The sequence below is a fragment of the Hyphomonas sp. genome (genome assembly GCF_046313735.1).
GTDB lineage: Bacteria > Pseudomonadota > Alphaproteobacteria > Caulobacterales > Hyphomonadaceae > Hyphomonas.
Window position 1 is genome coordinate 1 of sequence record NZ_JBKBXW010000022.1, and the last position, 13,816, is coordinate 13,816.

Here is a 13,816-nt window from a genome sequence, read left to right on the forward strand (position 1 = left end):
TCCGAAGGCCGGCCCGCTGAATCCCGCCTCGAATGGCAGGCAGAGCCGAACCATGATTTCTCGGTCCAGATCGGCCAGAACTCCCGCTGGCAGCTCAGCCTCGACAAGGTGACGCGCACCGGCGAAACGCCCCTGCCGCGCGAGGAAGTCCAGGCCGGCGCCAGCTTCCGCATCACGCCCCGCCTCTCGGTCGGCGGCGAAGTCCGCTTCGGCACCGATGAGGTGGACTCCTCCCGCCGTTGGGACAATTCGGACGTCGAAGCCGGCATCCGGCTGAAGTCAGCTTTCCGCTTCTGAAGCGGGCTGCCCCCCGAAACATCGCCATCCCTCGATTGCGGCCAGCCCCGCAAACCCGCTGATTCGGCGGGCATTGTCAGCGTTAACGCCGCCGAGGCCATAGACCGGCACCGGGCTCAGCCGCGCGAGCTGCCGCAGCCGCAGCGGGCCCATCGCCGCCCCCGCGCTCGGGCTCGCGGACGGGAACACCGCCGAGACCAGCGCCGCCTCAACCGGCAACCCCGCCAGCCGCGCCAGCTCCGCCCGCCCATGCGCGCTCGCGGTCTGCATCCCGAACCGCCCGGCCCAGCGCCGGGCCGCTCCCGCCAGCCGGCTGGGCCAGTGCACCCCGTCCGCGCCAACCTGCATCGCCAGCCGCGCATCCGCCCCGATCAGCAGCACCAGGCCCCGCGCCCGGCAGGCCGCTGCCAATTCCAGCGCCGCCGCCTCCTGGTCCGGCGCCCCGAAATGCCGGTAGATCACCCCCCAGCCGCGCGGCAGGCCGGCAGCAATCGCCGCCGGGTCCGGCGTCCGGGCCGGGTCTGTCAGGAAAAAAGCCGGCGGCAAACCGGCGGGCAGGTGCCGGCCGGCCTCGCGCGCCGCGCGCGCCGCCTTGCGCCTTGCGCCGGTTTGGGGTTCTTCGCTCATCATTATGACTGATAGCCTGAACGACGCCCTTGCCAATCGGCGCGCCGCGCTGCTCGCAGAACTTGCCGAGGCGCATGACCCTGCGCCGGTCCTCATCGCCGTCTCCAAATCCCAGCCCGACGAGGCGATTCTGGCGATGCTCGCCGCCGGCCAGCGCGTCTTTGGCGAGAACCGCGTCCAGGAAGCCCAGCGCCACTGGCAGGCCCGCCGCGAAGCGTATCCGGATCTCGAACTCCACCTCATCGGCCCCCTCCAGTCCAACAAGTCGGAAGATGCCGTCCGCCTGTTCGATGTCATCCAGACGCTCGACCGGGAAAAACTGGCAGGCGCCCTCGCCGCCGCCATGGAAAAGGTGGGCCGCCGCCCCCGCCTGATGATCCAGGTCAACACAGGCGAGGAGCCCCAGAAAGCCGGCATTGCGCCCAAGGGCGTCGGCGCGCTGCTGCGCCATGCGCGCGAGGAAGCCGGCCTTGAGATCACGGGCCTCATGTGCATCCCCCCGGCCGATGAGCCGGCAGGCCCGCACTTCGCCCTCCTGGCAAAAATCGCCCGCGATTATGGCCTCGCCCAGCTCTCCATGGGGATGAGCGGAGACTACTGCCTCGCCGCCCGCTACGGCGCCACCCATGTCCGCGTCGGCACCGCGCTCTTCGGCGAGCGGTCCTGACAAATCCGCGTCCATCCTATGTACTGTAGAAGGCTCATCCTGAGCGAAGTCGAAGGACGAGCCGGGGCGCGGGGCACCTCTGCTTGGCCCATCCTTCGACTTCGCTCAGGATGAGTACTGGGTCACTCAGGGTGAGCCTTAAAAAAACGCAGGCCACTAACCCCCCAAAATCCGGATCCGGCTGCCCCCGCCGAGCTGCTTCAGCACGGCCCGCAGGTCCTCCGCGCTCACCGCCACACAGCCCTCGGTCGGCGTATAATCTTCCTGCGCCACATGCAGGAAAATCGCGCTGCCCCGTCCAGGCACCGGCGGGTCGTCATTATATCCAAGCTCGACCACCAGGTCATAGAGCCCGTCCTCCCGCCACATCCGTTCATGCCGCGCGCGGTAGGGCAGGGGCACCCTGCGGTTATACTCCGGGTCTTCCGGCGCGTCGCACCAGCCATCCTCGGGCCGCAGCGCAATGACCGGCAGTCCCGTCTCCGGCGCCGGCCCCCGGTCGGCCCGGTACCAGACGCGGCGCACCTTCCAGTCGCCCGCGGGCGAAGCCCCGTCGCCCTCGCGCTTCTCATCGGCCGCCACAATCCCGCTCCGGCCGAGCGCGCAGCGGCAGGAAATCCCCGCGCCCTCAAGGCGCCCATCGGCATGGGCCGTAAAATCCGCTGGCAGGGGCCACCTCCCGATCCTGTTATTGGATCAGCCCGCCGGTTTCGCCTAAGGCGGGTTCACCCCATATATAGAGTGGGAAAACCCCTCCGCCAGCATGAGGCGCGCATGACGACCGGCCGGAAATTCATTCTCATCGCCGATGATGAGGCAGACCTTCGCGATAGCCTCGCCGAGCAGTTCGAGCTCAGTGATGGCTTTGTGGTCCTCACCGCCGCCGATGGCAATGAGGCCCTCGCGCGGCTCACCTCCGAGCGCGTCGATCTCGTCGTCCTTGATGTCGACATGCCCGGCCTCACCGGCCATGAAGTCGCCCGCCGGATGCGCGAGCAGGGCATCCGCATTCCCGTCATCATGCTCACGGGCCGCAAGGGCGAGGCCGATGCCGTCACCGGGCTCGATGCCGGCGCCAATGATTATGTCACCAAGCCGTTCAGCGTGTCGGTGCTGCTCGCCCGCGTCCGCGCCCAGCTGCGCGCCTTCGAGCAAACCGAGGACGCCACTTTCGAGATCGGTCCGTACGAGTTCCGCCCCTCCACCAAGGTCCTGCGCACGAAGGAAGGCCGCCGCATCCGCCTGACGGAGAAGGAAACCGAAATCCTGAAATACCTCTACCGCGCCGGCGGCAAGCCGGTCCCGCGCGAAACCCTGCTCACCGAAGTCTGGGGCTATAACGCTGCGGTCACCACCCACACGCTGGAAACCCACATCTACCGCCTCCGCCAGAAGGTCGAACCCGACCCCTCCAACGCCCAGCTCCTCCTGACAGACGCCGGCGGCTACCGGCTGCGGCCTTGAGCGCCGCCCTCTTGAGCGGCTCATCCTGCGCATAACCGAAGGCTCATCCTGAGCGAAGTCGAAGGACGAGCCGGGGCGCGGGACAGCCCGGCTGGGCCCATCCTTCGACTTCGCTCAGGATGAGCTCGGAGTTGCTGTGCGCGCCATCGCCCCCGGTGTCAACCGCTCACCTCAACACTCAGCGGCGCATGATCCGATGGTTTCCATCCGCCCCGCCAGGCGAGGTGGATGCGGTAGCTTTCCACCTTCACATCCTCCAGCGCCGCCTTGTTCGCCCAGATATGGTCCAGCCGCCGGCCCCGGTTGGAGGCCGCCCAGTCCGCTGCGCGGTAGCTCCACCATGTATAGAGTTTCTGCGTCTCCGGCACGGCGAGGCGCGCAATGTCATGGAAGGCGGCGGCCTTGCGGGAGGCCTCCAGCCGCTCGGTCTCCTCCGGCGTATGCGAGACGATGGACAGGAGCTGCTTGTGCGACCAGACATCATTCTCGTGCGGCGCCACATTGAGATCGCCGACCAGGATGCGTTTCACCCCCTTTTTCAGCGTCTTGTAGCCGGGCCCCAGCCGCTCGAGGAAATCGAGCTTGTGGGCAAACTTCTCATTCGCCGCCGGGTCCGGAATATCGCCCCCCGCCGGCAGGTAAATATTGTGCACCTCAAGCCCAGACGGCAGCCGCGCGGCAATCGTGCGCGCCTGTCCCTCCCGGCAGAGGTCGGGCATGTCGACCAGTTCCAGCGGCAGGCGCGAGGCAATCGCCACGCCCGCATGTCCGCCCCGCTGGCCGCGCATCACCACATGCGGCAAGCCCATCTCGCGAAAGGCCTTCAGCGGGAATTCCCCGTCCTGGCATTTCGTCTCCTGCAGGCAGACGACATCGGGCCGTTCGGCCGCAACAAAGGTTTCGACATTGGGCGCACGCAGGCGCACCGAGTTGATGTTCCAGCTGACGATTTTCAGGGGAGGGGCCATGCCTCTGGCTAGCAGCTTGCCCCCAAACGTCAACGCGCCCGAACGCGGGGAGTTCGGGCGCGCCGGACGCGGCAATTCGCATCTTTGTTCCGGACGACAGGGCATCCGGTTCGATCGGGCAGTGGGTTCACAGCGGGGGGTCGATGCTGCGCGAGGTTTCTGTCCCATCGATAGTGGCATTTATGTCACGCCGGGCCGGATTCAGCAAGTTAACTCGACGTAATTGCATACCTCCGGCCCAATACCCGTACCCGGCGCGCCTCAGCGATTGTCCAGGTCCCGCAGGATGAACAGGCGCGGATTGAGGCGGATGCCCGTCTCCACCCCGTTCAGCATCACAGACGTGCGCCCGCCATTGCCGTCCACCGTGCGCCAGCCGATCAGCGATTTGTCGCCCGCCGCCAGCACAAGGGTCAGCGTGCCGTCCATCTCGCCGGCGCGGTCGCGCACGGTGATGTTCAGCTGGTCGCCATTGACCCGCACATCGGTCACTTCCGCCTGCCGCTCGAAATCGATCCGGTCGGACAGGAGGATCGACAGCGGCGTCGAGGCCAGCGGCACCCGGTCGGTCGTCTCGAGGTCGAGGTCCTGCAGCGCAACCGTCGTCCCGTCGCTGACCAGCAGCAGCGGCACAGGGTCGTCATAGTCGAACCGCACCCGGCCAGGCCGCGAAATCGCGAACTGGCCCGTGGAATAGGATCCGTCCGGCGAGTATTGCTCGAACTTGCCGCGCGCGGTGCGCACGGCGCTCAGCGCCGAAGCGGCCTCGGTCAGCATCCGGGCGCGCTCCGCACCGCTCAGCTGGGCTGCGGCAACCGGGGAGGCAGCCACCGGGACAGCGGCCGTCTGTTGCAGGGCCGGCAGCATCGGGACGCCGGCGAAGAGCGCGGCGGCTGCCGCCATCGGAGCGATAAGATTCATCATGTTCGTTGGCCTCCTTATGACCAGACGTGTCAGCGCTACACTTAGGCGGCTGAACCGGGCCTAAACAGGGCTGTTAGCGGATTTTCATGTGGCGGCGGCTACGACCGTCCCGGCAAACCGGCTTGCGCTCACAGGCCTCGCGCCCCATCTTCGGGCAAGGAAATTCAGGGACACGTCTGACATGAGCACCGCCGGCCTCCAGCATACCAAAGACAGCACGGACAAGGATTTCATGGCCGATGTCGTCGAAGCCTCGATGACACAGCCGGTTATCGTCGATTTCTGGGCGCCCTGGTGCGGCCCGTGCCGCACGCTTGGCCCCATCCTCGAGCGCACGGTCGAGGCCAAGAAAGGCGCGGTCAAGCTCGTCAAGATCAATACCGAGGAACACCAGGCCTATGCCAGCCAGCTCGGCGTGCGCTCCATCCCGGCCGTCTATGCCTTCGACAAGGGCCGGCCGGTCGATGGCTTCCTCGGCGCGCTGCCCGAAAGCCAGGTCAAATCCTTTGTCGAGAAACTGCTGACCGGCACCGACAGCGCCGAGGTGATCGCCGAAGCCCTCGCCCAGGCCGAAGCCGCCAGCCAGGCCGGTGACATCGCCCTCGCTGCAGAGATCTATGCCGCGATCATCCAGGAAGACCCGGAAAACCTCGCCGCGATTGCCGGCCTCGCCCGCTGCTACCTCGCCAATGGCGACAAGGAACGCGCCGAGGCGACCCTCGCCATGGTGCCCGAGGACAAGAAGAACGACTCCGCCATCAAGGGCGTGCGCACCGCCATCGCCATGATGGCCGATGCCGCTCCGCCGAGCGCGCTCGATGAAGCCCTCGCCGCTGTCAGCGCCGCCCCCGACGATCACGCCAAACGCTACGAGCTGGCCGAGCAATATGCCGCCGCTGGCCGCTATGGTCCGGCTGCGGATCATCTGCTGATCATCCTCGGCGCCAAGCTCGACTGGGAAGGCGGCAAGGCAAAGGAGAAACTCCTGCAGGTCTTCGAAGCCGCAGGTGCCACCGATCCGGTCACCATAGAGGGCCGCCGCCGGCTCGCCTCGCTGATGTTCGCCTGACACCAAACCGCACCGCCCCCGCGCCGGGGCAGGCCGGGGAAGGGAGGACCGCCATGGCGCAGTACCGCAAGACATCCGACCTTCCGGCCGATGCGCTGGCCGTGTTCCCGCTGCCCGGCGCGCTGGTCTTCCCCCGCTGGCAGCTGCCGCTCAACATTTTCGAGCCGCGCTATCTCAACATGATCGATGATGCGATGCGCGGCCACCGGCTGATCGGCATGGTCCAGTCCTTCGGTGGCCCGCGCCATGCGCCGGAACTCGCCGATGTCGGCTGCGCCGGCCGCATCACCAGCTATGCCGAAACCCCGGATGGCCGATACATCATCACCCTCACCGGCATTTGCCGCTTCGCGGCCGCCCGGGAACTCGATGTCACCACGCCCTACCGGCAGGTAGTGCCGAACTGGTCGGCCTATGCCGGCGACCTTGATCCGCCTGCGGACGGCCCAGAGGGCGAGCGCCGCGCGCTTATCCGCGCCTTCCGCGACTATGCGACCCAGAACCGTCTGGAGGCGGACTGGTCGGCCATGGAAGATGCCGGCCTTGAAACCATCGTCCACGCCCTCGCGACCGGCTGCCCGTTTACGCCGGCGGAAAAACAGGCGCTGCTGGAAGCGCCGGACCTTGCCGCGCGCGCCTCTGCGCTGACGACCCTTCTCGAGTTCGGCGCTGCCCCCGGCGGCCCCGGCCCGGTCCAGTAGGGGAGGCAGGCCTGATGGCTGCAGACGCACGCGACACCGATGATCCGGTCCTGCCCCCGGCAGGGGTGGATCCGCGCCTCCTCGAAATCCTGATTTGCCCGCATACGCGCAAGCCGCTCGCCTATGACCGTATACGGAGCGAACTTGTGTCGAAATCCGCCGGTCTCGCCTACACCATTCGCGGTGGCATTCCGGTGATGCTGCCGGAAGAGGCCCGCGATCTCGAAGCGCCCGAAGATGCCCCTCCGGATACTCCGAAGACAGATGACGGGGCTGGCGCGCCATGAGCCGGCAGTCCTGGCCCACGCGTCTCACCTTCCGCGCCGGCGCGCAGGAGCTCCTCGCCGAGTTCGATGATGGCGCCTCCGGGCGCGTGTCCTATCGCACGCTGCGCCTCGAAAGTCCGTCAGCTGAGGTTCAGGGTCATGGCAGCGGCCCGAAACCGCCCCCGCCAACCGTGCCCGAAGACATCCGTATCCTGAAGGCCGAACCGGTCGGGCGCTATGCGTTGCGCCTCTTCTTCTCCGACGGCCATTCCAGCGGCCTCTACACCTGGAATATACTCCGCTCCCTGACGGTCGGGGATTAACGCATCAGGCTCGGCAGATGGTCCTGGTCGGCGCTCGCCTGCCGGGCCAGCATCTGGCGCAGCGGCGCAATCCGGCTTGCCGCCGCCATCGCAAGCGCGCGCGCCGGCTTCAAGAGAATGTTGTCGTTCGAGAAGGCCCGGTCGAGCGCGTCCATGAACAGCGCCGTTGCCGCCGCATCAAAGCGCCGCCATTCGCGGTAACGCGCCAGCACGGTCTCGCTCCCGGGGTCGAGGCCCGTTTCCCGCGCCTCGAGGATCACATCGATCAACGCGGCCGCATCCTTGAAGCCAAGGTTCAGGCCCTGGCCTGCCAGCGGGTTGATCCGCCGCGCAGCATCTCCTAGCAGGGCGACACGTGGGCCGATCATGTCCTCCGCAATCTGCAGCACCAGCGGATAGGCCAGCGGCGGTCCGTCCAGCACCATCGGCCCGGCAAATTCTGCAAACCGGGCATTCAGCTCGGCTTCGATCTCTTCCTTCGGCCGCTTCGCCAGCGTCTCGGCGGCGCCGGATTTCATATACCAGGCAAGGTTTGCGCGGTTGTCCGGCAAGGGCAGGGTGGCAAACGGCCCCTCGGGCGTGAACAGTTGCCGGGCAATGCCGCCATGCGGGCGGGTGAGTTTCACATCCGCCGCGAACACCGACTTGCCATAGCTGCGCCCCTCGGTGCGGATGCCGGACGCTTGCCTGACAGCCGAATGAAAGCCGTCACACGCAGCCACCAGCGCCGCGCGGATCGTGCAGCCATCTTCCAGCGTGACCGACGTTCCCGCCGGGCCGGCCTCACAGCCTGAAAACCGGGCGCCGCGCAGCCAGAGGAGTCCTTCGGTGGCCCCTGCCTGCCGGTCGAGCGCGGCCTGAAGCGCGCGCGCGGGCACCAGCTCTCCCAGCGGCTCACCCTCCGGGTCCGGCAGGTCTTCCCGGGTAAAGGCGGCTTGCGGCGCGCCAAACCAATGGGTGCCGCCATCAACTGCCTCAAGAACGTTCAGCGGTTCGGTCAGTCCGGCGAGGTCATCATGCACGCCTGCCCGGCCCAGAAGCCGCCAGCTGCCCCGCACAATCGCGAAACTCCGCGTGTCTGCTGCAGCTTCACCGGTTTCCGGCCGCGCATCAATGAGCACCGTGGGCACACCGGCCCTTGCGCTTAGAACGGCCAATGCGGTGCCCACCGGGCCTGCCCCGGCGATTACAAGGCAGGCCTCGAGTGCCGGGCTGCCGGAGTGTCTTTCAGGGGGCGAGGCCTCGGTTTCAGACATGTGTCTGAGGTAGCCCCGGGGCCTCAGAAGGTCCAGCACTGGCGAGCCTTTGGGCGATTGGCCGCAACCATGCTTAACATTTGGTCAGCGGGCGCGGGTTTGCGGGAGCGCCGCTGCGTCGAGTGCGACTTTTCCGGGCAGAGGCAATCATATCGCCGTGGGAGAGCGCGGGGGGTCCCGGGCTCTGCGTGTCGAGAACGCAAGTAACATGGAGGGGCCAATGGGCCGATTGACTGGACGATGGATCCGCGGGGCCATGCTAGCACCGCTGTCACTGCTCACGATGGGCATGGCGTATGCACAGGAAGGCGATATCGCCGAGCGCCTCGCCGCGCTTGAGGAAGCGGTCGCAGGGAGCGCGAGCTCCTATGTCGACAACAGCTACCTGTTCCTGATCGGTGGCCTCATCGTCATGTTCATGGCGGCCGGCTTCTGTATGCTCGAGGCTGGCCTCGTGCGCTCCAAGAACGCCGCGATGCAGGTGACGAAGAACGTCTCGCTGTTCGCTGTTGCCGGCCTGATGTTCTGGGTCGTCGGCTACAACATGGCCTATCCCGGCGCGTTCCTGTTCGACTTCATCGGCACGACCCCCGGCCCATGGGACACTGCCGATACCTCGATCGAGGACGAGGCAGGCTATGCCCCGGCCTCTGACTGGTTCTTCCAGATGGTATTCGTGGCGACTTGTGCCTCGATCGTCTCGGGCACGGTGGCAGAGCGGGTCAAGCTGTTCCCCTTCCTGATCTTCACTGCGGTTCTGACCGCGTTCATCTATCCCGTCGTCGCCGGCATCACCTGGGGCGGCGGCTACCTTTCTGAAACATGGGGCTTCTCCGACTTTGCCGGCTCGACCATCGTGCACTCGACAGGTGGCTGGGCGGCTCTCGTCGGCGCCCTCATCATCGGCGCACGCAAGGGCAAGTATTTCGGCAAGCAGGTGAACCCGATGCCCGGCTCCAGCATCCCGCTGGCTGCGCTGGGTACCTTCATCCTCTGGTTCGGCTGGTTCGGCTTCAATGGCGCCTCCGAGCTTGCGGCCGGCACGGCTGAGAGCATCAACAACGTCTCGAAGATCTTCGCCAACACCAACATGGCCGCTGTCGGCGGTGTCCTCGGCGCGCTGATCCTCACGGCCATCCTCTATAAGGGCAAGGTCGATGCAACGATGGTGTTCAACGGCGCGATCGGCGGTCTCGTCTCGATCACCGCAGAACCGCTGGCCCCGTCGATGGGTCTCTCTGTTCTCATCGGCGCCGTTGGCGGCGTGCTGGTTGTCCTCACGGTGCCGCTGCTCGACAAGTTCAAGATCGACGATGTCGTCGGCGCGATCCCGGCCCACCTTGTGTGCGGCATCTGGGGCACGATTGCAGTTGTCATCTCGAACGGCGATGCGACCATCGTCGGCCAGCTGGTCGGGATCGTTGTGGTCGCCGTCTGGGTTGTCGTCACTTCGGCGATCTTCTGGATGGCGCTGAAATTCACGCTGGGCCTGCGCCCGAGTGAAGAGGATGAAGAGCTTGGCCTGGACCGGGCAGAGATCGGCCTGGAAGCCTATCCGGATTTCTCCAGCCGCTGAGCGGTAACCGGAATTCCACAGGACAAACAGCCCCGGCGGAGCGATCCGCCGGGGTTTTTCCGTTTGCCCACAAGGGCAGGGCAGGCCTGCAGCTGAAGCAATCTCTGCGATTTTTAACGGCTTCGTTTGCCGGGTGTTAAGGCTAAGGACCGATGGTGCAGGTCCCGATCCAGCGACACCGGAGCGCCCTCGAAGATGACAGATTATGCCAGCCGCGAGCCAGAACTGCGCACCGTCAGCGACCCGGTGTGGCGGATTCTGACGGGCGCTGCCGCCTTTGCGGCCGGGGTGTTCGTGTGCGGCGCGGTGGGCTCCTATGCCCCCACCGATCCCAGCTGGAATGCGGCGACCAATGCGGCCGTCCAGAACCTGTTCGGCCAGCCGGGGGCAGTGTTTGCAGACCTTGCCCGGCAGACCCTTGGCTGGTCCGGCTGGATCGCCGGGGTGGCGCTGATGATCGGCGGGGCCATGCGGGCCGTGCTGGTCGGGCAGCCGCGCGTGCGCCGCTGGGTGTTCGGCTTTGTGGCCGTGCCCTTGTCGGCGGCCTGCTTTGCCGCCTGGCCGGTGCCGGAGAGCTGGCCGCTGAGCGCGGGGCTCGGCGGCATGTTCGGTGACGGGCTGTTTCACCTGTCTGTCCTCCCGTTCCGGGCGCTGATGTTGCCGACCCCGGATGTATGGGCCGGGTTCCTTCTGGGCGGGGCCGCGCTGTGGGCGGCGCTGTCGGCGCTGGGCTTTGGAAAGCGCGATGCGGTGCTGCTGCAGGAAACAGCTGCGCGCAGCAGCCGGCGGATGGCGCTCAGCGCCGCCGGGGCCGGCGGCCTGCTGATCCGAATGGGCCAGAAACTGTCCAACGCCAAGGAAGAGACCCACGCGCCGGAGGAACGCCCGAGCCGGACGCTGATCATCAAGTCGGACGAGGACTATGTGCCGACCTCCCGTTACCTGCCCTCCGATGATGAGGATGAGGACGGGTATGACGCCCGCTGGGACGAGGATGAAGACGAGGACGAGGCCGGCTTCGAGGCGGCGAACGACCAGGATGATGACAGCCGGCCTGCGCCGCCGCCGCGCTTTGCCCGGCCGCCATCGGCGCAGCGCGCAGGCGCGCCGCGTGTGACCGCGGCCCGGCGAATGTCGACACGGCTGCCCTCGATGGACCTGCTGCAGGAACCCGAAGAGCGCCGCGAGGCGGTGGACGAGGACGCCCTGATCGCCAAGGCCGCGCGCCTGTCCGAAGTGCTGAAGGAATTCGGCATCCGGGGCCGGATCAAGGAAGTGCGCCCCGGCCCGGTGATCACCCTGTTCGAGATGGAGCCGGCGCCCGGGGTGAAATCGAGCCGCGTGATTTCGCTGGCCGATGACATTGCCCGCTCGATGAGTGCGGTGTCTGCCCGCGTGGCGGTGGTGCCCGGCAAGAATGCCATCGGCATCGAGCTTCCGAATGAGGAGCGCGATACGGTGTACCTGCGCTCGCTGCTCGAAGCCGACGCCTATTCCGGAACGCGGGCGAGCCTGCCGATGGCGCTGGGCGAGGATATCGGCGGGGTGCCCACGGTGGTGGACCTGGCCAAGATGCCTCACCTGCTGATCGCGGGCACGACGGGTTCGGGCAAATCGGTCGGCGTCAATGCGATGATCCTGTCGCTGCTCTACCGGCATACGCCGGAACAGTGCCGCTTCATCATGATCGACCCGAAGAAGCTCGAACTGTCCGTATACGACAATATCCCGCACCTCCTCGCACCGGTGGTGACCGAGGCGGACAAGGCGGTGAACGCGCTGAAATGGGCTGTGCGGGAAATGGACAGCCGGTATGAGCTGATGTCCAAGGCCGGGGTACGCAACCTGGCGGGCTATAATGAGAAGGCCGCGAAATATCGCAGCGCCGGGGAAGAGATGACCCGGAAGGTCCCGACCGGATATGACGAGTTCGGCAAGCCGGTCTATGAGACCGAACTTCTGCCGACGGATCATATTCCGAACATCGTGATCGTCATTGACGAGATGGCCGACCTGATGCTGGTGGCGGGCAAGGAGGTCGAGGCCTGCGTGCAGCGCCTGGCGCAGATGGCGCGGGCGGCGGGCATCCACCTGATCACCGCAACGCAGAGACCGTCCGTGGACGTCATCACCGGCACGATCAAGGCGAACTTCCCGACACGGATTTCCTATATGGTGACCAACCGGGTGGACAGCCGGACGATCCTCAACGAGCAGGGCGCCGAACAGCTGCTGGGCATGGGCGACCTCTTGTATCAGGCGCCCGGCAAGAAATCCCAGCGCCTGCACGGGCCGTTTGTGTCGGATGAGGATGTCGGCGCGGTGGCCGACTGGCTGCGCAGCCAGGGCGAGCCGGACTATGTGATGGATATTCTCGAATCGCCGGAGGAAGGCTCCAGCGGCTCGGCGGTGATGGACGCGATCCTCGGCACCGGCGGCGGCAATGGCGATGAGGATGAGGAACTGTTTGCGCAGGCGGTGCAGATCGTCGTGCGCGACCAGCGGGCCTCGACCTCCTACCTGCAGCGGCGCCTGAAAGTGGGCTATAACAAGGCGGCCGGCCTCATCGACCGGCTTGAGGAAGAGGGCGTCATCTCTGCGCCCAACCATGCCGGCAAGCGCGAAGTGCTCGGCGGCGGCAAGGCGAGCGCAGCCTGAGGGCGGCTGTGCTGCGTGCTTGTCGCACACGAACTCAGTAGCAATACGAGCTCATCCTGAGCGAAGTCGAAGGATGGGCGGGCGGCAGGGATGGCCTCCGGCTCGTCCTTCGACTTCGCTCAGGATGAGCCTTCCGTAGACGAATTATCTGACCTCAATCCGCTTCAGGAGGAGTTCCAGAGGCCGCTGAGGGCGGCCTCGGCGCCCCAATGGGTATAGGTGAGGGAGGAGCGGTTTACGCTGTCGAGGGCGGCCGAATGCCGGCCCGGAATGTAGCCCGCCGGGCGGATGGGGAGGCGGCGGCGGATTTCGTGTGGCGGGGCGGCGCGGGCGCGGGAGAGCCAGCGGGCGAGGCGGGCGGTGAAGGGGTCCGGGTCCGCGAGGGCTGCGGCGAGGCGTTTTGCGCGGGCGAGGAAGCCGGCGGCGTCGATGCGTTCCAGAGGGTCCGGCCCGGTGACATCGAGGTTTTCGACCCGGACCTGGCCGGGTGACCAGATGCTGGGCCAGACGGTAGGCCGGGGCGCGGGCGGCTCTGTCCGGAAGGACAGGGCGGGATCGAGCAGAGAGAAGGTCAGGAAGGGCGGGCGTACAGGCCCATCCGCAGACTGATTTCTTTGGCCGGCCCGCGCGGGGGAGGCGGCAAGGGCGGGCGGATCTGAGAGCAGGCGCTGGCAGGCGAGGATGACGAGCATCCGGCGGACGAGGGATTCGGCCGGGCGGAGGATGCGGGCAGCCTCGTTGAGGCGCCAGCGTTCGGCGCGCCCGTCCTCGTCGAGCTTCAGCACACTGACGGCCCAGTCCACCAGTCGTTTTGCGCGCGGCCAGTTCGCCATCAGCAGCAGGAAGAGGTGGACCGGCGTGAAAGTCATGCCCGCGAGGCTACCCCCGGCGCGGACCCGGTCGGATAAATATTTCTGCAAAGCGGCGAAGTGCTTGAGTCTATTGAGACATTGCCGAGCGAAGGATGAGGATAGAGCCTCGCGAACCCCGCAGACTTTTGTGGCCTGCAGGGGTGCTGCG

General features: G+C 66.8%; 15 protein-coding genes. 9 read left to right on the top strand and 6 right to left on the bottom strand.

Going from position 1 to position 13,816, the window contains the following annotated elements; all coding sequences use genetic code 11:
• Positions 1-297: NtrZ family periplasmic regulatory protein (locus ACK4SV_RS11535; RefSeq protein WP_409917981.1), on the top strand; the 297-nt coding region annotated here is incomplete at its 5' end.
• Here ACK4SV_RS11535 and ACK4SV_RS11540 read toward each other — a convergent pair.
• A complete protein-coding gene (locus tag ACK4SV_RS11540) occupies positions 280-924 on the bottom strand; it encodes a thiamine phosphate synthase (protein ID WP_409917982.1) in 645 nt (214 codons plus the stop codon). The two genes, ACK4SV_RS11535 and ACK4SV_RS11540, sit on opposite strands and share 18 nt — an antisense overlap.
• A gap of 4 nt (positions 925-928) precedes the next feature.
• Here ACK4SV_RS11540 and ACK4SV_RS11545 point away from each other — a divergent pair, with 4 nt between their 5' ends.
• Positions 929-1,591 (top strand): YggS family pyridoxal phosphate-dependent enzyme, encoded by a 663-nt coding sequence (locus ACK4SV_RS11545; RefSeq protein WP_409917983.1) that lies wholly within the window; start codon positions 929-931, stop codon positions 1,589-1,591.
• Between the two features lie 156 nt (positions 1,592-1,747).
• Here the strand turns inward: ACK4SV_RS11545 and ACK4SV_RS11550 are convergent, their stop codons facing one another.
• Positions 1,748-2,275 carry a L,D-transpeptidase gene (locus tag ACK4SV_RS11550; protein ID WP_409918051.1) on the bottom strand — a complete coding sequence of 176 codons (528 nt, stop codon included), beginning with the start codon at positions 2,273-2,275 and terminating at the stop codon, positions 1,748-1,750.
• A gap of 90 nt (positions 2,276-2,365) precedes the next feature.
• On the opposite strand from ACK4SV_RS11550, the gene ACK4SV_RS11555 reads away from it, so the two are divergent.
• Positions 2,366-3,055: a response regulator transcription factor gene (locus tag ACK4SV_RS11555; protein WP_409917984.1), complete on the top strand. Its 690-nt coding sequence runs from the start codon at positions 2,366-2,368 to the stop codon at positions 3,053-3,055.
• 158 nt (positions 3,056-3,213) lie between these two features.
• Here ACK4SV_RS11555 and ACK4SV_RS11560 read toward each other — a convergent pair whose 3' ends face one another.
• Positions 3,214-4,023: an exodeoxyribonuclease III gene (locus ACK4SV_RS11560; protein WP_409917985.1), complete on the bottom strand. Its 810-nt coding sequence runs from the start codon at positions 4,021-4,023 to the stop codon at positions 3,214-3,216.
• Between the two features lie 261 nt (positions 4,024-4,284).
• Positions 4,285-4,947 (bottom strand): LolA family protein, encoded by a 663-nt coding sequence (locus ACK4SV_RS11565; protein ID WP_409917986.1) that lies wholly within the window; start codon positions 4,945-4,947, stop codon positions 4,285-4,287.
• Positions 4,948-5,128: 181 nt separating this feature from the next.
• Between ACK4SV_RS11565 and ACK4SV_RS11570 the strand changes: the two genes are divergently transcribed.
• The 4 genes from ACK4SV_RS11570 to ACK4SV_RS11585 are packed head-to-tail and all read left to right on the top strand — an operon-like array spanning position 5,129 to position 7,306.
• Positions 5,129-6,016 carry a tetratricopeptide repeat protein gene (locus ACK4SV_RS11570; protein ID WP_409917987.1) on the top strand — a complete coding sequence of 296 codons (888 nt, stop codon included), beginning with the start codon at positions 5,129-5,131 and terminating at the stop codon, positions 6,014-6,016.
• Positions 6,017-6,069: 53 nt separating this feature from the next.
• Positions 6,070-6,717, top strand: a complete 648-nt coding sequence (locus ACK4SV_RS11575; protein ID WP_409917988.1) for an LON peptidase substrate-binding domain-containing protein — start codon at positions 6,070-6,072, stop codon at positions 6,715-6,717.
• 14 nt (positions 6,718-6,731) lie between these two features.
• Entirely contained in the window at positions 6,732-7,004 is a 273-nt protein-coding gene (locus tag ACK4SV_RS11580; RefSeq protein ID WP_409917989.1) for a Trm112 family protein, read from the top strand.
• A complete protein-coding gene (locus ACK4SV_RS11585) occupies positions 7,001-7,306 on the top strand; it encodes a gamma-butyrobetaine hydroxylase-like domain-containing protein (protein ID WP_409917990.1) in 306 nt (101 codons plus the stop codon). The genes ACK4SV_RS11580 and ACK4SV_RS11585 overlap by 4 nt, the downstream gene beginning before the upstream one ends.
• On the opposite strand, the gene ACK4SV_RS11590 is transcribed toward ACK4SV_RS11585, so the two are convergent.
• The gene (locus ACK4SV_RS11590) at positions 7,303-8,562 is read right to left on the bottom strand and encodes an FAD-dependent monooxygenase (RefSeq protein ID WP_409917991.1); all 1,260 of its coding nucleotides are present in this window, start codon (positions 8,560-8,562) and stop codon (positions 7,303-7,305) included. The two genes, ACK4SV_RS11585 and ACK4SV_RS11590, sit on opposite strands and share 4 nt — an antisense overlap.
• Before the next feature lie 256 nt (positions 8,563-8,818).
• Here ACK4SV_RS11590 and ACK4SV_RS11595 point away from each other — a divergent pair, with 256 nt between their 5' ends.
• Positions 8,819-10,138 carry an ammonium transporter gene (locus ACK4SV_RS11595; RefSeq protein WP_409917992.1) on the top strand — a complete coding sequence of 440 codons (1,320 nt, stop codon included), beginning with the start codon at positions 8,819-8,821 and terminating at the stop codon, positions 10,136-10,138.
• A gap of 195 nt (positions 10,139-10,333) precedes the next feature.
• A complete protein-coding gene (locus ACK4SV_RS11600; protein ID WP_409917993.1) occupies positions 10,334-12,796 on the top strand; it encodes a DNA translocase FtsK 4TM domain-containing protein in 2,463 nt (820 codons plus the stop codon).
• A 164-nt stretch (positions 12,797-12,960) separates the two neighbouring features.
• Here ACK4SV_RS11600 and ACK4SV_RS11605 read toward each other — a convergent pair whose 3' ends face one another.
• The gene (locus ACK4SV_RS11605; protein WP_409917994.1) at positions 12,961-13,665 is read right to left on the bottom strand and encodes a hypothetical protein; all 705 of its coding nucleotides are present in this window, start codon (positions 13,663-13,665) and stop codon (positions 12,961-12,963) included.
• Positions 13,666-13,816 lie beyond the last annotated feature (151 nt).